Here is a 20,432-nt window from a genome sequence, read left to right on the forward strand (position 1 = left end):
GTCACCAGATATTTGCAAAACTCCCGAAGATTCGACTACCCTTTAGGAAAAGGGGGGATTGCCTTGAACATGATGGACGCCATCCGCTCGATCCGGGAGCGGGAACGCTCTCCGAAGGACTTGGTCAATGAAACGCTCGGAACCATCCGGAAAAAGAATCCCGGACTCAATGCCTTTATCACGATATGCGAGGAAGAGGCTGTCCGAGAAGCGGAACAGCTCACCCGTGAATGGGCGTCGGGCACATTCCGCGGACCGCTCCACGGAATACCGGTTGCGGTTAAAGATCTGATTTATACAGAGGGAATCCGGACGACGATGGGTTCCGTGATCCATTCGGATTTCGTTCCTTCTGAAGACGCCACGGTCGTCGAGAAACTGAAGGATGCCGGCGCCGTCATCATCGGGAAGACCAATACCCATGAGTTCGCCTACGGGCCGACCGGCGACGTTTCCCATTTCGGTCCCGTCCGCAACCCGTACGACCCGTCAAGGATTTCAGGCGGGTCGAGCAGCGGATCAGCCGCTGCGGTGGCAAGCGGCATGGCACTTGCGGGCATCGGAACGGACACCGGGGGATCGGTGCGCATCCCGGCAAGCGCATGCAATCTGGTCGGGATGAAACCGACATTCGGCCGGATCAGCAAACATAATATATTCCCGCTTGCCTATACGCTGGACCATCCGGGACCGATGACGGCAGGCGTGGAAGAAAATGCGGTCCTGCTTAATGTCCTGGCAGGACCGGATCCGGCCGACCGCTACTCCCTCTTGGAGTCCCCGCCCGACTTTACCGCGGAACTCAGGGACGGCGTGGAAGGAATGGTGATCGGCCTGCCTGCGCCATACTTCCGCCTACTGGACCCGGAAGTCCGTGCCGCAACGGAAAGGGCCGTCCGCAAATTCGAATCGCTCGGCGCGAAAGTGATCGACATCGACATCCCGGCCATCCCTGAAATCAACGAGGCCCAGATCGTGACGATCCAATGCGAAGCGGCCGCCATCCACCGGGAGACCATGGAGCAGAGGCCGGGTGACTATGCGCCGGAAGTGCTGGCACGATTGGAAGCAAGCATGAAGCGGGCCGGATGGGAATACGTCCGCGCCCAGCAGGAACGCCCCCGCCTGATTGAGGCATTCAACGAAGTGTTCTCCAAGGTCGACGTCCTTCTGGTCCCGACGCTGCCGATTCTGCCGACTCTGATTGGCGAGCGGAAAACGATTGTAGAAGGCACGGAGATCGATGTCATACCGGCCCTCCTCAGCCTCACCTCGCCGGCCAACTTCACCGGCAATCCGAGTTTGAGTGTCCCGGCCGGGTTCTCCCGGGAAGGACTGCCGATCGGCATCCAGCTGATCGGGAATCACGGGGATGAAGCGAAGCTGTACCGGTTCGGCTATGCATTCGAGCGGAGTTGAAAGGCATTTGAAAAGGACATTCCGGCGTGCATCCGGAATGCCCTTTTTTTATTCAGGCCCGTTCGTCCAAATGTTCCGGGTAAACACCCCTCGCGTGTTCGATCTCCCGCTCACGGTTTTCGATTTTGGCCGACACGAGGCCGAGTGCGCCTCCAAAAAGAGCTCCAGCCAGAACTTCAAGCGGCTGGTGGCCAAGCAGTTCCTTCAGTTCCTTTTCCTGTTCCTCGTATTTGAGGCTCGGGAATTCACCCGACAGCTTGACGAAGTTGTCTTCAAGATCGTTGACCAGCTTGGCGATTTCACCGGTATGGCGCCGGATTCCCTGTGCGTCGTACATGACAATGGTGGCAAGCACGACGGCAACCGCCGTTTCGGTATGGCGTGCGCCCCGGTTCGAAGCGACATAAGTTGCAAGTGCGGAGACCCCCGCCGAGTGCGAACTCGGCATGCCGCCAGTTGTGAAGATCGGACGCCAGTCCCATTTGCCGGTGACGGCTTTGTGGGTGAACACTTTAAGCGCCTGCGCGATGCCGATAGCGCCGAATGCCGTCACGATTCCCCTGTTCATTTTCCTCATCTGCTTCACGGCCGCCGTATCCGCTATCGGCGGCATCCGCTTTTCTGCCACTGGCCGCGGCCGCGTGGCCCGGACCGGCACAGCCGGGTTCATCGGATGTACGGAATGTCTGTCCATGGTCACCCTCCTATGTAATCTCGTCTTTATCCATACCCAAAGAGCCGAGAAATCATGTATCCGGGGCAAGAGATTCCTGAGGGCCTGGCGGACGAGTTTTTAGAAAACTGCTGTGAGTGTTAAGCAAATCCCACTCCGGTGAACGTTATTGGACCTCAATAGCGAATGCATAAAAAGCATCGGCATACGAGACGTGTTCTTCTATCTCATCCGTCCATCTCACACTATAAGCGTAATAATAAATGCCTTTATCTTTTGGGGCCGCAAACGTCTGGTTTTTGAGATTAACTTCCGTTTCACTACCGTTCTCGATCTTCGACAAGCAAACGTTATTAGGTTTAGGTTCGAAATCCATTACCAATAAAATGGGTTCCCCGGACTGTACTTTAATAGGTTCTTTGCCTTCCATTAATTCTACTGGTCCGGCAGTATCCACACATTCTGTCAATCTGGCAGAACTCCAACAATATGAACCAAGAATAGTTCCATACATTTCGTCATCGATTGTCAGGGAGACATCAGGAGGGGCGTCCCCAGATAAAACGGTGTTCGGATTGCTGCAACCACTTATTAGAAAAGTAATTAATAATACAAATGTGATCATGAATCTTTGCATCGATTCACTCCTCGAGAATGCTTGCTTTGAGTTGTTTGCTTAGTACTACTCATTCTCCTTCACACCTTCAATTTCCTTGCAAAGCGGTTTTGGAATATCCCCATATGTTGTGCTGCATATAGGTACTTTCAGCAACGAAAAAGACCGCCGAAATCATTTGCTGATTTGGGGTCTACTGACCGGATTGGCCTGACGTCATGTACTTTCGTTCATCGGTTCCCTGACTTGGATCTCCGGGTTTACGTCCCGGAGTGCCCCGATCAGGTCGTCCCGGTCTTCGGGGCCGACAGAGACGACACCGTGTGTGCCGAACTGGATCTCCAGCTTCCGGATGGTCAGCGACGGTGAGGTGAACGGATTTGCCGTCTTGCGGACCGATGTAATCCGGCCGATGGGAATCGACTTGTAATACGGGCCGGAAGTGATGAACAGGCGCCCGTCTTTGATTTCATAGTAGGTCCGGAACCAGATTGACAGCAGGAGGAGGATCACTCCGGCAACAATCACCGCGCCGACCAGGTCCCGGTCCGACGCCATGTCGGCGAGGCCCCAGACGAGCAAGGCGATGCTTCCCCAGATCACGCTGCCGAGCCATACATCCCGGCCGGCCCTGAACCTCAAAGCCGCTCCACCAGCTCCGGCAGTTCGGAGAGCGAATCAATCCGGTAATCCGGATCTTCCGGCTGCCCGAATCCGTAGGCCGCCCAAATAAACGGCACACCGGCAAGTCTCGCCGCGTCCTCGTCGCCTTTTGTATCCCCGACATAGACCGCATTCTTCAAGTTGTTGCGTCCGACCACCAGCCGAATGTTGCCGCTTTTCGGGAGGCCCGTCCGTCCCGGATTCTCATAGTCCCTGAAATACTTGCCGAGCCCGTGCGCTTCAAAAAACGCTTCGATATAGCCGTCCTGGCAGTTGCTGACGATGTAAAGCGGATAGGTTTGGGACAGCTGCTCCAGCACTTCCTCCAGTTGCGGGTACAGCACACCGCCTTTTTCCGCGACATAATCGTTCTCATATACGCAGCATTCATCCATCAGGTTTTTCCGTTCGTCCTCGTCCAGGTCCGGGAACAGCCGGTCGCCGATCTCCGGAAGCCGCAGCCCCATCAGCCCCGTCAGATCATCCGCCGTCACTTTGCGCGCCTGGTCATGTCGGTCCTGCACCACCTTCGTCCACGACTCCGCGACCGCCTTTCGGGAATCCCACAACGTCCCGTCCAGGTCGAAAATGATTCCATCCAATGCCATTACGCTCACTCCTCAGAAATTGCCTTGATTTCTCTCCATTTCCCGTATCGGTAATAAAGAAACGCAAACACGCTGCTGATAATAAAGCTCGTTCCCATGCCGAATGCGATCCCCTCCCGGCCGAACCATCCGGAAAACAGCAAGACGAGCGGATACCGGAGCACCCAGAACGAAATGATGTTCAGGACCAGCACCTGGAACATCGCCCCGGCCGCGCGGACCGCCCCGTTCAGGATGAAGTTGATGCCGAGAAACGGATAAAAGAACGCGATCGTCCTCAGATAAGCTGTGCCGAATTCAACCGCTTCCGGCTCCCGGACAAACAGTTTGACCGCCGGCCCGGCAAGCAGGAACAGCAACGTCGCCATAAAAAGCATTGCGCACAGGTTAAAAACGAACCCATACTTTGTGATGCGAGAGACACGGTCCCACTTGGACGCACCGATATTCTGGCCGGCCATCGAGTTGACGGCCGTCCCGAGCGCCTGCGCCGGCAGCATGATCAGGCTGTCGAGCCGCCATGCCGCCCCGTACCCGGCGACGACCCCCGGTCCGAATGATGCGACGACGCTCATGATGGCCATGACACCGGCAGAGATGACGCTCATCTGGAGCCCAGCCGGAATGCCGAGCCTCAATATATCTTTGACCTCCCGCGTTTTTGGCACGGCAGGCTTCGTAAACGGCACGAGACGTCTGCGGAGTATGTAGATGAGACCCGCCGCAAACGACAGCCCCTGCGACAGCACGGTCGCATACGCCGCGCCTTCAATGCCCCAGTTGAACCCGGAGATGAACAAGGGATCCAGCATCGCATTCAGCACAACCGCCGTCGCGACGAAGTAAAGCGGCGTCTTGGAGTCCCCGACCGACCTCAGCACGGTCGTGTTGAAGTTATAGCCGAACAAAAACAGGAGTCCGGTGAAGTTGATCTGCAAGTACGCCGTCGCCATCGGCAGCATCACATCCGGCGTTCCGAGCAGCCGGAGCACCGGCTCGGCGATGAAAATCCCTACGATGCCGAGGGTGACCGACATGATCGACATCAGCACGACGAATGCATTCAAATACCGTTTCAGCCCTTCCCCGCTTTTGCGTCCCTTCTGCTGCGACAGGATCGTCAGCGCCGCATTGTTGAGCCCGAGCACGAACGACAGCACCGTGAACAGCACTGTCGCAGAAATCGACACTGCCCCAAGCGCATCCGCCCCGATCAGGTTCCCCACCCACAAGGTATCGATCAGCTGATACGAGACCTGAAGCAGGTTAGCCAGCAGAATCGGCCAGGCGAAGGCAAACATCTGCCGGGCAAGCGGTCCCTGCGTAAAATCCTGTTGAGTCGTTGCCATCCCGCCGCCCCCCTCTTTTCCATCTTGCTGATGCTATCCATTATAGCCGAGTTGCGGGGCGGAGGCAGTTGGCTGCCCGGGTATGCGCAGCGTCCGGGAGAACGTTCCTCAGCGCCGTCCCTTCCTGACAGACCCCTCCCCGCTCTTCTTCAACAGATGGAACAGTACTTCCATCACAAGCAGCATCACCGCCAGCCCGGCCGCCACCGGCAGCGCGGTCTGGTCCTCCGCACCGACGAGCAGGCCGATTCCGTAAAAAGCGAGAACCCGTGTGAAGAGCAGCACCCATTTCCCTGCCGGCGACTTGCCCATCACGGACTTCAGAAACAGCTCGATCAGGCTATCGGCGGAGAACAGATACACGAGCACGGCAATGGCGAAAATCCCCACTTTCCCCGGGCTCAGTTCCAGGTCAAACAGCCAGCCGACCACCTGCACCGATCCGGCCAGCGCAAACAAAATCCCGCCCATCACCGCAGCGACCGGCAGCGCAAGCAGTGCTGAAGTGACGGCGATGATGCCCGGGCCTTTCCCCTCCGGATCCCGCCGCTCGCTTCGCCGGATAAACGAGTAGATGGAGAGGGATGCGATGACCCAGATTCCGAGCGCCGCAAAAATGATATTCATTAAAACACGTCCAATCCTAGTGAGGCCTTAGTGATGAGTACGGATGGGGGGTGGGGAAGGTTTCAAGGGGCGGGGATTCAGCATGCGCCTCGTTGCACGGGCGAACGGAGGAGGCTCTCCCCCTTTTCGTACGCGAACATCCCCGATTCGTACGCGAACCGGGGTGCTACACCTTTCGTATGTGAACTTCTTGGATTCGTACGCGAACCCTGGGCATCCCACTTTTCGTGCGCGAACTTCCACGATTCGTACGCAAACCTTGGGGGTTCCCCACTTTTCGTACGTAAACTTCTTGGATTCGTACGCAAACCCGGGGGCGCCCCAACTTTTCGTACGCAAACTTCTTGGTTTCGTACGCGAACCCGCCGTCCTCCCCTCTTTGACCGCTCTAATTTCCTGTTTTCGACATTTTCACAGAAATTCTCTCTCCATTTCTCTTCCATATCCTCTACAATAAAAGTAGAAATACATTCTCCGAGAAAAGGGGGATTCCATGAAGGCGATTATCGAAGCCAAGTATCTGGCTGCGGAAAATGCTCCGGTTTACCGCCGGATTCTGCGTTTCTTTTACTTGCAGCACGAACGGATGCGGGATTTTATCCCTCCGGCAGAAGTGCTGGAGTATTTGCGGAAAGACGGCGGGTATCCCGGACTTGAGGAAGAGCAGTTGCACGCCCACCTGGAGCAGCTCACAAAATGGAACAACCTGGCCCGCCGGCAGGACATGACGAGCGCCCGGACAATTGAGGAGTTTAAAAAGAAGCGGTACAGCTACCAGTGCACGCCGATGACCGTCGAGTTGGAGCGGATGATCCTGGAGTTGGAGCGCAGAGGGGATGAGGTCCGCGGTTCACTCGAGAAGTCGCAGTTTGACCGGCTGCTTCAGGCGGTCCAGACGCTTGAGGGAGGAATCGGCGGCAAGCTTCCGGAACCGGATGAGGTGAATCTTCTCTATGAAGAAGTGATCGACCATTTCAGAAAAATCCGGACTAATACGGCCGACTATATCGCCTATATCAATCGTGAGCAGGCGGGCGAGCGCATGCAGCCGGAAGCTTTCCTTGCCTATAAAAATCAGTTTACGGCTTATCTCCGGGATTTCGTCATTTCGTTGCAGCGGGCATCTCTTCAGCTGAAACTGTTGCTGCACGAGCTGGACATCGTCCGCATGGCCCCGCTGTTCGACCGGCTTATCGAGTACCGGCTGTCCGTGCCGAGGCTCGATGATGCTCCCCCGCCTGTCGAAGAATGGCGCCGGAACTACGAGGAGTATTGGACGTCGCTCCGCGGTTGGTTTCTCGGGTTCGGCGGTTCACAAAGCGAGCTCGAGCTTCTCGAGTGGCAGACGAATGAGATGATCCGCCGGGTAGCACGCCATGTGCAGCGGCTGGGCGAGCGTCAGCAGCATTTCAGGAGCCGGAAGAAAGAATACTTGAAGCTGGCGGAATGGTTTGCCGGTTTCGATGCCCTTGATGAGGCTCATCGGCTATCGGGCGCCGTCTTCGGCCCGATGACCATCCGCCATCTCCGGCTGCTCGAAGGAACGACCGATGACATCCACGCGGAAGTCTGGGAGGAAGAGCCAGAGTACATCGAAATCCAGCCCCGGACAAATCGCTACCGCGAAAAGACACGTCCGGGCGCCGTCACGTCCAAAAAGAAGGAAAAAGCTCTCCAGATGAAAGCTTACCTGGAGGAACGGGAAAAGGAGCGTGCACTGATCGACCGCTATGTCGACGCGGGCCGGATCCGGCTTTCCGAGACGGGCACCGTCGAGCCGTTCATCCGGAAAGTGCTGCTTGGCTGGATCAGCAAGTCCGCGGGCGCCAAAGACCGGACCGTTGTCACCGACTACGGCTATCTCGTGAAAGTCACTCTCCACCGCGACCGCAGGATCACCCTCCGGTCAGGAGACGGAGACCTCGTCATGCCGGATGCAACTTTTGAATTCACCGAGGGGAGGCCCAACTGATGGACAAGAACGGCTTCGATGAACAATCCGTCAAGGCGCTCGACCTTCTGCTCCACCATTACTGGATTCTCCGCTCAGAGCAGCCGGAGTGGCACCGCCTCATCCGTGAACGCGAGAAACCGCTCCGGACTTATCTCCGGGAGCGGTTCGGTCTGCAGCTACACATCCATCCCCAGTTCGTGAAGCTGGAGAAAATCCCGGCGGTGCCCGAGGCGTTCATGGGCATCGCGGAATTCGAGGAGCCGCTCGACTACGCGATTTTCTGTTGCGCTCTCGCCTTCCTGCAGGATAAATCACCGGACGAGCAGTTTCTCCTGTCCGAGATGTGCCGGGATATCCAGGAAGATTATCCGGCGGAGCCCGGCATCGACTGGACGCTTTACATACACCGCAAATCCCTCATCCGTGCACTCAGGAAGCTGATGGATTTCGGCCTTCTTTGGACAATCGACGGGGAGCTTGCCCGTTTCGACCGCAATGAGGAACAGGAAGTACTCTATGAGGCGACGGAATACGGTCGCTATTTTATGCGCACGTTCCCGGCGGATCTCCTGTCCATGGACAGCTGGCAAGAAATCCCGGATGCGGAACATAACCCCGACCCCGAACTTGACCGCCGCCACCGTGTTTACCGGAAGCTGTTCTTTTCCCCGGGCGTGGAGCGGGACGGCGACGGGGATTCCGACTTCCACTATATCCGCAACTTCCGCGGCCGGCTTTCCGACTCGATCGAGGAACATAGCCCCTATCGCCTTCGGGTCTTCCGGAACACCGCTTTCCTGTCGGTCGAAGAACCGCGACAGCATCACACGGTTTTCCCGATGCAGAAGGCGGCCGGCGACCTGATCCTCCAATTGTCCGCCGAGCTCAGGAAGCGGATGGACCAGTTCCCGCCCGGTCCCGACGGCGCGGTCATTCTGACGGAAGGAGAGTTCGACCACCTCCTCGGCGAGATGCGCGAGGTCTACGGGAGCGGCTGGACGAAGCATTTCCGGGACGGCACACCGGCGGCAGTCCGGGCGGAATTGATCGATGAAATGATCCAATGGGCGATGGCCGATCATGAGCCGGAAAACGGCATGATCCGGATCCTCCCGCTCGCGGGTGTCCTTGCCGGTGGGTACCCGGATGACTTTAATGAAGGAAGTGAGACCCCATGAATAGCAACCGCTGGGTAATGCACCGTGCCGGTCTGCTGAACTTCTGGTATTACAACGATCAGGAGATCTTCAACTTCTCGGACGGGAAGCTGCTGCTCCGCGGCGCGAACGGCTCCGGGAAATCCGTGACCATGCAAAGCCTGCTTCCCGTCCTGCTTGACGGGAAAAAGTCCCCGAGCCGGCTTGATCCGTTCGGCTCGAGCGCACGCAAGATGGAGGATTATCTGCTCGGGGAAAAAGAGATCTCCGGGCGCGACGAGCGGACCGGCTACCTGTTCCTTGAATATAAAAAGACCGGCAGCCCGCAGTACATCACGACGGGCATCGGGCTTCAGGCGCGGCGCGGCAAAACACTGAGCACCTGGCATTTCGTCATCCATAACGAGCGGATCGGCCACGGCCTTTCACTGACGAAACGGACTGCAGGAGAGGATGTTCCGCTATCGTTCCAGGAGTTGAAAAACCGTGTCGGCGATTTCGGCACCGTGACCCGTTCACAAGGCGAATACGCGGAACTCGTCCGCAAGCACGTGTTCGGATTCGAGACGGAGGACGCCTATGACGACCTGATCAAACTGCTTGTGCAGATCCGCACACCAAAGCTGTCCAAGGACTTCAAGCCGACCGTCATCACCGGCATCCTCGAATCCGCGCTGCCGCCGCTGACGGACGATGAGCTTCGCCACCTGTCCGATACGATCGACAGCATGGACCTTGCCCAGCAGCAATACGACAAGCAGGAAGCGGAATATGAATCCGTCAAGAAACTGGAAAAGGCCTATCACGCATACAACGAATATATCCTGGCGGAGCGCCATGAATTCCATGAAAACGCCCGAAGCAGTCGCCTGGTCGCAGAAGCGGGCGCCGCCGAAAAAGAGCAGGCTATCCTCGGCCTCTCCGAAGCGCTTGCCGGGCTGGAAAAAACGCAGAGGACGGCGCTTGCCGAGATTGAAACAGCCGAACAAGCAAGCCTGCGTCTCAGGAACCACAAAGTATGGAATCTTCGCGAGGAACTGGTGAAAAAGCAGGAGGAAGCTGCAGGACTTGAGAGGAAAATCGCTTCCTTGGAAGAGAAACTGGACCGGAACCGCGAGAAGGAGCGGACCATCCGAAGCGAGGCGGACCGTGAAGAGGACCGGCTCCGGAATCTGGAGCGCGATGCGGACGATGCTTTCGGCGAACTGGAGGCCCTCTCCGCCGAATCCGCCTTTGACGGTCATGCGGTGAACTCCAATCACTTTAAAGACCGTCTCGGGGAAGATCTCGATTTCACGGCTTTCCACCAGGATGCGAATGCCCATCTACGGCGACTCCGCAATCTTCGGGAAGTCGCCTTGGAAGCGGAGCGGAAGCATGAAGAAGCAGCTCGTCTCCAGCGCCGGGCTTCCGAACAAAAACAGGAAGTGGACGAGCTGCGCGGCCGGATCCGTGCCCTGGACCAATGGTTTGGAGAAGCGAAAGTGGCACTGACCGACACGCTCTTCTCCTACTTCCAAGGCCGGCCGGCACTGCCGTTTTCGGAAGACGATGCCGCGCTGCTCTCCCGCAGGGCAGCGGGGCTTTATGACACGGTCCGTTTCGAAGATGTCCGCCAGGTATTCCTGGAGTCCATCGAAAACTACCGGGCGGGCCTCCTCGGCGAACTGGCCGGTCTGAAACACGTTCAAAAGCAAAATCGGGACGCCATCCGGGCCGAAAAAGATGAAATTGAACGCTGGAAGACGGCCATCTATGCCAGCCCCGGCCGCCACGCCAGCACGGAACAATTCCGGACGGGGCTCACCGGCAGCGGCGTCCCTTACATTCCGTTATTTGCGGCAGTGGAGTTTCGGGAAGAGGTCAGCGATGAAGAGCGCCAGCAGCTTGAATCCGCCCTTGCGGCAGCCGGGCTGCTGGATGCACTGATCACCGACGGGGAACTGCAGCCGGAAAGCGACCGCGTTCTCCGCCCCGAACCTCTTCTCATGACGCCGACACTGGCCGATTACCTGGTTCCGGGTGCAGGGACCGACAGCCCGATCTCCGCGGAACGGATTGACGACATTCTCCGTAGCATCCCGCTTTCACCGGAAGAAGGCCGTTTCCACTTAGATGCGGACGGCTCCTACTCATTCGGCATCCTGCGCGGGCATGCCCCCGATAACGGCCCGTCCAAATACATCGGCCGCACGTCGCGGGAACGCCACCGCGCCCGGATGATCGAGGAAGCCGAAGCCCGGCTCGACGTTCTAAAGGAAGAAAAAGAACGGCTGGATGCGGAAGAGCGCCGGATTGCGGGACTGCTGGACCGCAGCGGGCAATACCGCCTGGATATTCCTGATGACAAGGCGCTCTCGGATATTCACGCTGAATGCGTAAAGACAGAATCGCACTTCAGGCAGGCGGAAAACATGCTCCTGCGGCTGGAAGGCGAATGGAAAAGCGCCCATTCGGAAGCCAAGGATCTGCAGACGGGGCTTCGCCGCGACGGCAATTCCCTCGGCCTCATCCTGAAGCCGGAACCGCTCGGAGAAGCAATCCATGCGGCGGAAGACTATGCGGCCGTCCTTCACGGCCTGGATGGAACTGCGCGCGAGATCCGCCATGCCCGCCAACAGATCGCCGCCCTCCGAAGAACGCTTGAAGACCTGCTGGAGGCGTCCGATGAACTCCTCGGTGAACAATACATTGCACAGGACAATCTCGCCGCCTTCCGCCGGGGCATCGAATCGATCGAAAAACAGATGGAACTCGAAGGCATCGAGGACATCCGCCGAGAAATCGGGGAACTCCAGAAGCGGTTGGCCGACTTGAAGGCCACACGCGACCGGACGTATGAGGAAATCCCCGAGACAAAAGCGGAAATCAGGCGGAACGAGGAAAAACTCAATGCACTCCGCCTCGACGCTAAGTTCTGGACGTTAATGGAAGAAGAATGGAGCCACTCACTCAAGGAAGAGCATGCACGCGGGTTCATCACCCGTACGAATGGGGACAGCATGGCCTCCCCTGCCGATTTCAAATCAGTGCCGGAAAACAAGAGCAAGCCGAAACTGGACGAGCAGCTGACGAAAGCATTCTTGGGCGAGCAGTTCTCACTGATCGACTACTCCTTGACTGAACGGACTGATCAGCGGGAGGAGCCTGCATGGTTCACCGGCGGGTGGACCCCCGTCCACGAAGCGGAAATCGGGCGCTGGAAATTGAACAACGGCCGGAAAATCATCGAAATGGACCTGTTCGGCAAACGCGACAGTCCATACGCCGTAGCCGAATTCCTTTCCGACGCCCTGATCCAGCAACAGCAGGCGCTTGACGAGCAGGAACGCAAGCTGTTCGAAGACATCATTCTCCATACGGTCAGCAACATTCTCCGCGCCCGCATCCAGCGTACGGAAAAGTGGGTCCGGGAAATGGACGGCATCATGAAGGAACGGAACAACTCCCAAGGCCTGATCTTCTCTATCAAATGGAAGCCCCTCCCTGCCGACTCCGAAGAAGAGCTCGACACCGCGGAGCTTGTCCGGCTGCTCAGGCTCGATGCAAGATTTATGAAGCCCGAGGACCGCGAGCGGATCCAGAACCATTTCCGCTCCAGGATCGATCGCGCCAAGCAGCTGACCGAAGATGATCAGGAAGGCGCCACGATGCGCCAGGTTTTGAAAGAAGTGCTCGACTACCGGAAATGGTTCCGCTTTGTCCTTTCCTACCGAAAGGAAAACGAGCCGACACGCGAACTGACCGACCACGCCTTCAACAAATTCAGCGGCGGTGAAAAAGCGATGGCGATGTATATCCCGCTGTTCACCGCAGCCTACTCGAGATACAAGGAAGCGGCTGATTTTGCCCCGTATGTCATTTCGCTCGATGAGGCGTTCGCCGGCGTCGATGACACAAACATCCGGGACATGTTCGAAGTCGTCGAACAGCTAGGCTTCAACTACATCATGAACTCACAGGCGCTTTGGGGCGATTACGACACCGTTCTGAGCCTTTCCGTCTACGAGCTGATCCGCCAGAAAAACGCGGACTTCGTCTCGACGATCCGGTACGAGTGGAACGGACGGGAAAAGCAGCTTATCACGGAAGAGGAGCCTGTGGTGACCAATCCTGAACTTGAGGAGCCCGCCCCGCGAAAAGCCGCGGCCACAGAAGATCCGCTTGAAGTGAGTGCTGAAGAAGATAAATCCGGACCATCGCCGGAACACCCGGCGCTTGCGAAGCCTGCGAGCGAACAGGCCAGCCTGCTGGACCTTCTCGAAAACGATACGGAGGAGCCGGCACGACATGGACGATAACATCCGCCTGATTGTTGAGGATCCGGCACTCGCGAAGCTTCTCGCACTTATCCGGGACAAATACCGGTCGCTTGGCAAAGTCGGCGGCTCGGTGAAGCTCGACCGCTTCACGCAGGAGGAAATCTGCTCGATTGCCGGTTTCACCGGCATTCCGCCCGACATATTGACCAGCCGGAGTCTTACATTGAACAAATTTGAACAAGCCCTCGGTCGGACCGTCTTCAGCGGCCTGTCCCTAGCCGAACTGCTCGAGCAGTTTTTCGGAGAGCCGCTCACGACAAAAGAGCAGGAACGTGCGTGGGCAAAAGATGCGGCCGCCGCCTTCATCCGGACTTTGGAGATAACCTACCCGGACGGGGCGTTCTGGTGGGCGAGGATCGCATCAGCCTCACCGGACACCCGCTGGATCCGGTCACTGTACCGGAAAGACGATACCCGCCTCGCCGGACTTTTGGGGCGCGTCTTTGAAGCTTACCGAAACCTTCCGGATGAGGCGGACATGGAACTTCTCTCCCTCTTCGCCCATCGGACGACAGGCAACCCGCATGCCTTCGACAGTTCACAGCTCACCGGTCGCCTGCTCACCCACTGCCTGTATGTCCGGTCGGTGACGGACGGCGCGGAAGACACCGGCATGCCGCGGTCTTCGGAAGAACTCAATGACTTGTACGCCCGGTTCGGCCTGACGCGCGACGACCTGTGGAGTTTCGTCACCTGCCGCGGACTCATCGCCTCCACGACAGACGGCCCCCACCCGCTCTGGCTGGCCGCCGTCGAAACCAGCAGCGTCCTGAACGTCCCGGTCAAGATGCTCGGGGACATCACAGAAATCAAGCCTGCCGCCGGTTGCGACGTCTGGATCGTCGAAAACTCCGGCGTCTGCTCGGCGCTCATCGACCTCGTCCAGGATGCTCCGATCATTTGTACACACGGCCAGTTCCGCTCCGCTGCGTGGATTGTACTCGACCTGTTGGCACGGGAAGACGTGACGTTCCACTACTCTGGCGACTTCGACCCCGAAGGCCTCCAAATGGCACAGCGGCTGATCGATCGGTATCCGAAGCGGGTAAAGCTGTGGCGGATGGACGACGAATCATACCGGATGGCGATGTCGGAAGAAGACATCTCGGGCCGGGCCGCCAAACTCGACGGCTTGACCGACCCGGGACTGATTGAGCTGGCTGAAGAATTGCGGCGGAGCGGCAAAGCGGGGTATCAGGAAGGGCTGCTCAAACTGCTTGCACAAGATATGAGAGTATGAAGAAAGCCGGGACTCGGAGCATAACGAATGTGAATGAAATTTAAGCTGGGATGTAGACATTTCAGTAGCTATGGCATATATTAATAATAATCGCACCCACCACGCCTCTTAACAATGCGGACCAAGGTGGGTCATTTTTATATCTACGAATGGAGACGTCGCTATGACTGTTCCTTCTTTTCCAAAACCGCCTAAAACCTATTCCGAACAAGTTGCAATCTTAAAATCCCGCAATATGATTGTAGCTGATGAAGAAAAAGCAATCAGAAAACTTGCTCAGTTGAATTACTATCGTTTGACTGCATATGCTCTCAGTTTTAAAGAAGGAGAAAACTATCGCGAAGGAACACGATTTGATCATATTGTAGAGATTTATGAATTTGATCAACGACTCCGAAACACATTAATGAGATATTTGGAGCAGATTGAAATTAACTTAAGAACAACAATTGCCTATCATTTAGCCCACACCTATGGTCCATTGGGATATAGAAATCAGGATTACTTTTATTCTGCTCCTAAGCATAAAGAATTCCTGGAAAAGTTGGATGATAATATTTCCAAGCGGAGTACAGATGAACTATTTATCGCTCACCATATCGAAAACTATCATAGAAAATTTCCGATATGGGTTTCTGTTGAAGTCTTAACATTCTCCAACCTTTCTATGCTCTATTCAAACTTACTCCGAAAAGATCAACTCGCCATTGCTAAAAAACATAATACGAAACCATTTTATCTCATTAACTGGTTGCATTCTTTATCGTATTTAAGAAATATATGTGCACATTACAGCAGATTATACGGGAAGAATTTAAGGATCCCTTCGAAACAATTAAATAATATCCCAAACACTGTAGATCCGCAGAAGTTATTTTCCAGCATTGCTGCTTTATGCTTTTTGCTGCCACAAACAGATCGCGAAAATTTTATTATAGAGATATTTGCACTAATCGAAAATTATATTGAGTGGATCGAATTAAAAGAGATTGGTTTTCCAAACGATTGGAGAAGCGTTCTTGAAATCATTCATAAGCCGTAAATGCTTCTACGTTCGTTCTCCCGCATTTTTAAAAACCGCATAATCTTGCTTTGGAAGAACGCACTGTAACAGCCTGGCGTATTCGCAGGGCTGTTTTTGTGATTCGTTCAAACGACTCCCCAACTCTATCGCTGTCAGCACATTTGTCTGAACCACACCACCAAAGCCCCGTTTCGAAGCACTCGCGGACAGTTTCGAAGCACTTGGCCACGATTTGGAAGCACTCACAAAAACAGCCCGGCACATTCGCCGGGCTGCTCTCTCATAATTAGTCAAACTCCCTCGGTTCCATCGCTGTCAGCCGATTCGTAGGCTCGATGAACGCTGCAATCCCGTAAAGCAATGCATCTTTACCAATGTCGGACCGCTATAGGCCCCGCTCCACACCTGTTCCCTGAATGGTCCCGGTATCACATTCCTCATGCCCTTCCCCTTTTCCGATCCAATCTGTTAACCAGGAGATAAACGCCCGTCACGCACAGCGCGGAGATTCCGAGCCGGACCCACATGACCCATTCAACCGTGCCGCTTCCTGGTATGTAGACGGCCGTCAGCACCAAGCCCTGGGTCCATTCGGCTAAAAGAAGCGCAGCGGCCATTCCAATAAAAATCAACAAAAACCGTTTCATCACAAGCCTCCTCGGGTCAGTCACCCAACCCCCTCTCAAACATCACCATGTCGATCGCGCGGATCCCGTTTTCCCAAATCGGTTCGGGATAGGACAAAAAGAAATCCCTTCGGATGTGGCTCATGCGGAATCCGCATTTCTGGTAGAAAGCCAGGTTGCCGATGCTGGAATTGGCCGTGCCGACAATCATCCGCCTGAAGCCCAACGCTGTGTACCGGAATATGCCATCCTCAATCAAGGCACGGCCAATTCCCTTTCCGCGGGAAGCTCCGTCCAGCGCGATATTTTTCAACTCTACCGTTTCCTCGTCAACCGGTACATACAGCGCCACTCCGAGGACCTCGTCTCCCGATGCCGCCGCGAATAATTGGCCGTCATCGAGGTACTTCCGGACGACCTCCTCCCCCTCGTCCGCCAGCATCAGCAAAGGCAGATAAGCTTCGCGAAGACCGGTTATTTCCTCAATCCTCATTCGCCCGCGCCATCTTTTCCATCCGCCGTTCCGCGAACCGCTTTAGGAGATGCACGCCCATCACGCAATCGTTCAAGTCCGTCCATTCTGCCGGATTGTGGCTGATGCCGCCTTGGCTGCGGACGAAAATCATCGCCATCGGGGCAAAGTTCATGGCGTCGTGCCCTGCCCCGCTCATCAGTTCCATCGGTTCGATTCCTTCCTCCATGAACACGTCGCGGAGTTCATCACGGATCTCGTCACTTACCGGGGCCGGGTCGACCGACGACAATTGGCTGATGGCGATTTCAGCGTCCTGTTCCTCCGCGCAGCGTTCCGCCGTCTCGCGGACCTTCAGGACGAGCGCGTCCCGCTTTTCTTTATCGAGGTCCCGGATGTCGACGGTCAATTCCACCTGTCCCGGGATGACGTTCGAGCCGTTCGGGGAGACAGTCAGCTTGCCGACGGTCGCAACCGCAGTGTCGCCGATCTCGGAGGGAAGCGTGCTTACGTCATGCACAAATCGGCCCGCCGCCACGATCGGGTCTCGGCGGCCGATCATCGGGGTGTTGCCGGCATGGCCCGCCTCTCCCCGGAAAACGATGTGAAGACCGGCGAGCCCCGCAATGCCCTTTACGATGCCTGCCGGAAGGTCTGCCTGTTCCAGCAGTTTCCCCTGCTCGATGTGGAGCTCCGTATAAAACCCGATCTCGTCCGGCCGGCGCGCGGCTGCCAGAAATTCTTCCGGAGTACTGCCATACGTCCCGATCACTTCGCGGAACGTCCGTCCAGCAAAATCCATCAGACCATCCAGTTCGCCGTCACCGATCTTGCCCGTCATCGCCCGGCTGCCCATGACACCGGCCCCGAACCGGGAACCCTCTTCCTCGGAAAACACCACCACTTCCACCGGCACCGGCGGCACATAGCCCGTCTCTCTCCACGCCTCGACCATCTCAAGCGACGACAGCACCCCAAGCGGCCCGTCAAAATTCCCGCCGTTCGGCACCGAGTCGAGATGGGACCCCGTGACAAATGCGGGGCCACCCGCCTCACCGTTCAGCCGGCCGATCACATTGCCGGCACCGTCCATCCGGACATCCATCCCGGCACCACGCATCCATTCCACCACCTGTTGCTTCGCCCGCTTTTCTTCCTCCGAAAAGCCGGGGCGGTCGACACCGCCGTCCTCCGTCTTTCCGACCGACGCAAGCGTCGCCAGCCGCTCCGCCAGCCGCTCCCCGCTTACCCCGTTCCGGTCATGCGTCCGGTCATACCCGTCAAGCAAGCGCCCTTTTACTGATTGCTCCATCCTGAGATCCCCTTTCGGTTTCCGCTTCCGGCGCCTAATCTTCAAACTCAAGGCATGTTCCTTAACACTCAGCCGGTCTTTCATAACACTCAGCTGCCCTTTCTTAGCACTCAGGTCCCTTTTCATCACACTCACCATTTCCGGCACCTGAAATGACGGATAAAAACGAATTTACAGTTTATTAACTCCGTTTCTATGATAAACTTTTCACTAACAGAAAGAAAGGGGACGACACCATGACAACCATCCGGACTGCCGCCCTGATTGGGCTCGGCGCCATCGGGGCTGCCTATGCCGAACGACTGCAGAAGCATCTGAAACATGATTTCTTCATCCTGGCCGATGAAGGCCGGATCACCCGATATAAAGAACTCGGCATCCGCGTCAACGGGCGTGATTCCCGGTTCCGCTATAAGCCGCTGACCAGCCCGGCGGAGTCTGCCGGCCTGATTGTATTCGGCGTGAAAAACGACCAGCTGGATGAAGCGATCGACTGCGTCCGCCCGTTTGTCGGACCGGAGACAATTCTTCTCCCGCTTCTGAACGGCATCTCCAGCGAAGAAGAACTGAAAGCCGCGTTCCCGGACAATCCGGTCCTTTACGCCATGTGCGTCGGCATCGACGCGCAGCGGGACGGCCGTGACATCCGCTACTCCAAGCTCGGGCAAATCACATTCGGCACGCGTGCCGGAGAATACCCGGAAGCGGAAGCCGCTGTCGAACAGCTCTTCCGCGATGCGGACGTCCCTTACGACATTCCTGACGACATCTGGCGTGAGATGTGGTGGAAGTTCATGATCAACGTCGGGGTTAACCAGACCTCCTCGGTGCTTCGCGCCCCTTACGGCATTTTCCAGACGATCCACAGCGCAAGAAGCTGGATGGAAGAAGTCATGAATGAAGTCGTCCAAGTTTCCCGGCCGGCAGGCGTCGGCCTGAACGACCGCGACATCGCCCGCTTCCGTCCTGTCCTGGACAGCCTCTCGCCGGAAGGCAAGACAAGCATGCTGCAGGACATCGAGCACGGCCGCAAGACCGAAGTCGAATACCTGGCCGGCAAGATGGTCGAACTCGGGGGAAAATACGGCGTCCCCGTTCCGGAAAACGAACAACTGCTGAAAGTCATCCGGATCCTGGAGAAAATGTGACATGACCAAACCGGAACCGCCCCCATCCTGGGCACCCCCAAAGCACATCGTCTCTGCCGCAGCAATCGTCGTGAACGACCAAAACGAACTGCTCCTGATCCGCGGCCCGCGACGCGGCTGGGAAATGCCAGGCGGCCAAGTCGAGGAAGGCGAATCCATCCGGGACGCCGCCATCCGGGAAACGCTTGAGGAGTCCGGCATCCGGATCGAAATCACCGGCTTCTGCGGCATTTACCAGAACGTCTCCCGCGGCATCTGCAACACCCTCTTCACCGGCAAACCGGTAGGCGGGACGCCCACCCCTTGCGAGGAAGCGCTCGAAGTCGGCTTTTTCCCGCTGCCGGACGCGCTCGGCATGGTCACCAACAACAACTTCCGCGAACGGATTGAGAAGTGTCTTAATCCGGAGGAGCAGCCGTTTTATGTTGAATTTAATACATGACGCCAAAAAAGACGCGCCCCTCTCCGGAGCGCGTCTTTCTGATCAATAATCGAAATTCCCTTTTACCGTGACATTGTCAATTTTGTCGGAGCCGGCCTGATATTCAAAGAACACCTCGTAATCCTCTGCGATATACCAGAGATAATTAAAGTCCATCCCGTCTTCCACCTTTTCTGCGGATTCGATGTGGCGAAGGACTTCCTCGACTGTCGGCTTTTCTTTAAAATGGTAGGTCACGGTCGTCACCGGTTCCCCGTCCGATTCAGGCGCCATGTAAGGAACCCCATACTCGTAATTTCCATAGACATGCCGGATGCCGCCTTCAAAGTCGTATTCGGCTTCAGGGTCCCCGGCTTTTGCCGTAAGGCCGGACAGGTCGGAACCGATTTGCACCACTGCCCCCGGTACCTTGCCCTGTTGCAAGTCCGAGTAGAACGACGCCGGCATGACCGATTCTTCTTCGCTCATCACTATTTCATCAGCAGCCGGAACGGGGGCTATTGCTTGGTGAGGAGTATTCGTGCCAGCATGCACGTCGGCTGCGGATGCAGCAAGGCCTGTCCCCATTCCGAAGATGGTGCCAGTGGCCGCAACGGAGAGAACGAGTTTTTTGTATGGTTGTATCAACACAAAGACCTCCTTTTAAAGTTTCCTAACCGATCCGATTCGCCAGATAGACGCTTCCGAAAACAGCCTTTACGGAATTAACGTCAACCGTTAGACTATATTTAGTTAACCGCATTCAATAAAAAGGTTAACTAAGTAGGGGAAGGGGAAATC

General features: G+C 56.5%; 18 protein-coding genes. 8 read left to right on the forward strand and 10 right to left on the reverse strand.

Translation table 11 applies throughout. The features are described 5' to 3' along the window. Nucleotides 1-69: 69 nt before the first annotated feature. Entirely contained in the window at nucleotides 70-1,419 is a 1,350-nt protein-coding gene (locus BLT01_RS04170) for an amidase (RefSeq protein WP_245696869.1), read from the forward strand. 52 nt (nucleotides 1,420-1,471) lie between these two features. Here the strand turns inward: BLT01_RS04170 and BLT01_RS04175 are convergent, their stop codons facing one another. The 6 genes from BLT01_RS04175 to BLT01_RS04200 all read right to left on the reverse strand — a co-directional run bounded on the left by BLT01_RS04175 (nucleotide 1,472) and on the right by BLT01_RS04200 (nucleotide 5,955). Further along, complete coding sequence (locus BLT01_RS04175; protein ID WP_092095003.1) at nucleotides 1,472-1,996, reverse strand: divergent PAP2 family protein; 525 nt, start codon at nucleotides 1,994-1,996, stop codon at nucleotides 1,472-1,474. 262 nt (nucleotides 1,997-2,258) lie between these two features. Continuing rightward, nucleotides 2,259-2,729, reverse strand: coding sequence for a hypothetical protein (locus BLT01_RS04180; RefSeq protein ID WP_245696865.1), 471 nt, complete (start codon nucleotides 2,727-2,729; stop codon nucleotides 2,259-2,261). Between the two features lie 195 nt (nucleotides 2,730-2,924). Beyond that, nucleotides 2,925-3,350 (reverse strand): PH domain-containing protein, encoded by a 426-nt coding sequence (locus BLT01_RS04185; protein ID WP_092094904.1) that lies wholly within the window; start codon nucleotides 3,348-3,350, stop codon nucleotides 2,925-2,927. Then, a complete protein-coding gene (locus BLT01_RS04190) occupies nucleotides 3,347-3,979 on the reverse strand; it encodes an HAD family hydrolase (RefSeq protein WP_092094906.1) in 633 nt (210 codons plus the stop codon). The genes BLT01_RS04185 and BLT01_RS04190 overlap by 4 nt, the downstream gene beginning before the upstream one ends. Before the next feature lie 5 nt (nucleotides 3,980-3,984). Then, nucleotides 3,985-5,328 carry an MATE family efflux transporter gene (locus BLT01_RS04195; protein ID WP_092094908.1) on the reverse strand — a complete coding sequence of 448 codons (1,344 nt, stop codon included), beginning with the start codon at nucleotides 5,326-5,328 and terminating at the stop codon, nucleotides 3,985-3,987. A gap of 108 nt (nucleotides 5,329-5,436) precedes the next feature. After that, entirely contained in the window at nucleotides 5,437-5,955 is a 519-nt protein-coding gene (locus BLT01_RS04200) for a hypothetical protein (RefSeq protein ID WP_092094910.1), read from the reverse strand. Nucleotides 5,956-6,448: 493 nt separating this feature from the next. On the opposite strand from BLT01_RS04200, the gene BLT01_RS04205 reads away from it, so the two are divergent. The 5 genes from BLT01_RS04205 (at nucleotide 6,449) to BLT01_RS04225 (ending at nucleotide 15,670) form a co-directional block, all read left to right on the forward strand. Beyond that, nucleotides 6,449-7,927 (forward strand): TIGR02677 family protein, encoded by a 1,479-nt coding sequence (locus BLT01_RS04205; RefSeq protein WP_092094912.1) that lies wholly within the window; start codon nucleotides 6,449-6,451, stop codon nucleotides 7,925-7,927. Next, nucleotides 7,927-9,087, forward strand: coding sequence for a TIGR02678 family protein (locus BLT01_RS04210; RefSeq protein WP_092094914.1), 1,161 nt, complete (start codon nucleotides 7,927-7,929; stop codon nucleotides 9,085-9,087). The genes BLT01_RS04205 and BLT01_RS04210 overlap by 1 nt, the downstream gene beginning before the upstream one ends. Further along, complete coding sequence (locus tag BLT01_RS04215; protein ID WP_092094916.1) at nucleotides 9,084-13,367, forward strand: TIGR02680 family protein; 4,284 nt, start codon at nucleotides 9,084-9,086, stop codon at nucleotides 13,365-13,367. The genes BLT01_RS04210 and BLT01_RS04215 overlap by 4 nt, the downstream gene beginning before the upstream one ends. Beyond that, on the forward strand, nucleotides 13,357-14,628 hold the full coding sequence (locus BLT01_RS04220) for a TIGR02679 family protein (RefSeq protein ID WP_092094918.1): 1,272 nt from the start codon (nucleotides 13,357-13,359) through the stop codon (nucleotides 14,626-14,628). Before BLT01_RS04215 ends, BLT01_RS04220 begins: the two co-directional genes overlap by 11 nt. A 163-nt stretch (nucleotides 14,629-14,791) precedes the next feature. Continuing rightward, nucleotides 14,792-15,670, forward strand: coding sequence for an Abi family protein (locus BLT01_RS04225; RefSeq protein WP_092094920.1), 879 nt, complete (start codon nucleotides 14,792-14,794; stop codon nucleotides 15,668-15,670). 419 nt (nucleotides 15,671-16,089) lie between these two features. Here the strand turns inward: BLT01_RS04225 and BLT01_RS04230 are convergent, their stop codons facing one another. Genes BLT01_RS04230 through BLT01_RS04240 form a run of 3 tightly spaced genes read right to left on the reverse strand, consistent with a single transcriptional unit; the run spans nucleotide 16,090 to nucleotide 18,062 of the window. Further along, entirely contained in the window at nucleotides 16,090-16,299 is a 210-nt protein-coding gene (locus tag BLT01_RS04230; protein WP_092094922.1) for a hypothetical protein, read from the reverse strand. A gap of 16 nt (nucleotides 16,300-16,315) precedes the next feature. After that, nucleotides 16,316-16,771, reverse strand: a complete 456-nt coding sequence (locus BLT01_RS04235; protein WP_092094924.1) for a GNAT family N-acetyltransferase — start codon at nucleotides 16,769-16,771, stop codon at nucleotides 16,316-16,318. Then, nucleotides 16,761-18,062, reverse strand: a complete 1,302-nt coding sequence (locus BLT01_RS04240) for a Zn-dependent hydrolase (RefSeq protein ID WP_092095007.1) — start codon at nucleotides 18,060-18,062, stop codon at nucleotides 16,761-16,763. The genes BLT01_RS04235 and BLT01_RS04240 overlap by 11 nt, the downstream gene beginning before the upstream one ends. Nucleotides 18,063-18,298: 236 nt before the next feature. Here BLT01_RS04240 and BLT01_RS04245 point away from each other — a divergent pair, with 236 nt between their 5' ends. After that, nucleotides 18,299-19,210: a ketopantoate reductase family protein gene (locus BLT01_RS04245; RefSeq protein WP_092094926.1), complete on the forward strand. Its 912-nt coding sequence runs from the start codon at nucleotides 18,299-18,301 to the stop codon at nucleotides 19,208-19,210. A gap of 1 nt (nucleotide 19,211) precedes the next feature. Continuing rightward, nucleotides 19,212-19,652, forward strand: a complete 441-nt coding sequence (locus BLT01_RS04250; protein ID WP_092094928.1) for an NUDIX hydrolase — start codon at nucleotides 19,212-19,214, stop codon at nucleotides 19,650-19,652. 42 nt (nucleotides 19,653-19,694) lie between these two features. Here the strand turns inward: BLT01_RS04250 and BLT01_RS04255 are convergent, their stop codons facing one another. After that, entirely contained in the window at nucleotides 19,695-20,279 is a 585-nt protein-coding gene (locus tag BLT01_RS04255; protein ID WP_092094930.1) for a hypothetical protein, read from the reverse strand. Between the last annotated feature and the right edge of the window lie 153 nt (nucleotides 20,280-20,432).

The sequence above is a fragment of the Bhargavaea beijingensis genome (assembly GCF_900101985.1).
In the GTDB taxonomy this organism is placed as follows: domain Bacteria; phylum Bacillota; class Bacilli; order Bacillales_A; family Planococcaceae; genus Bhargavaea; species Bhargavaea beijingensis.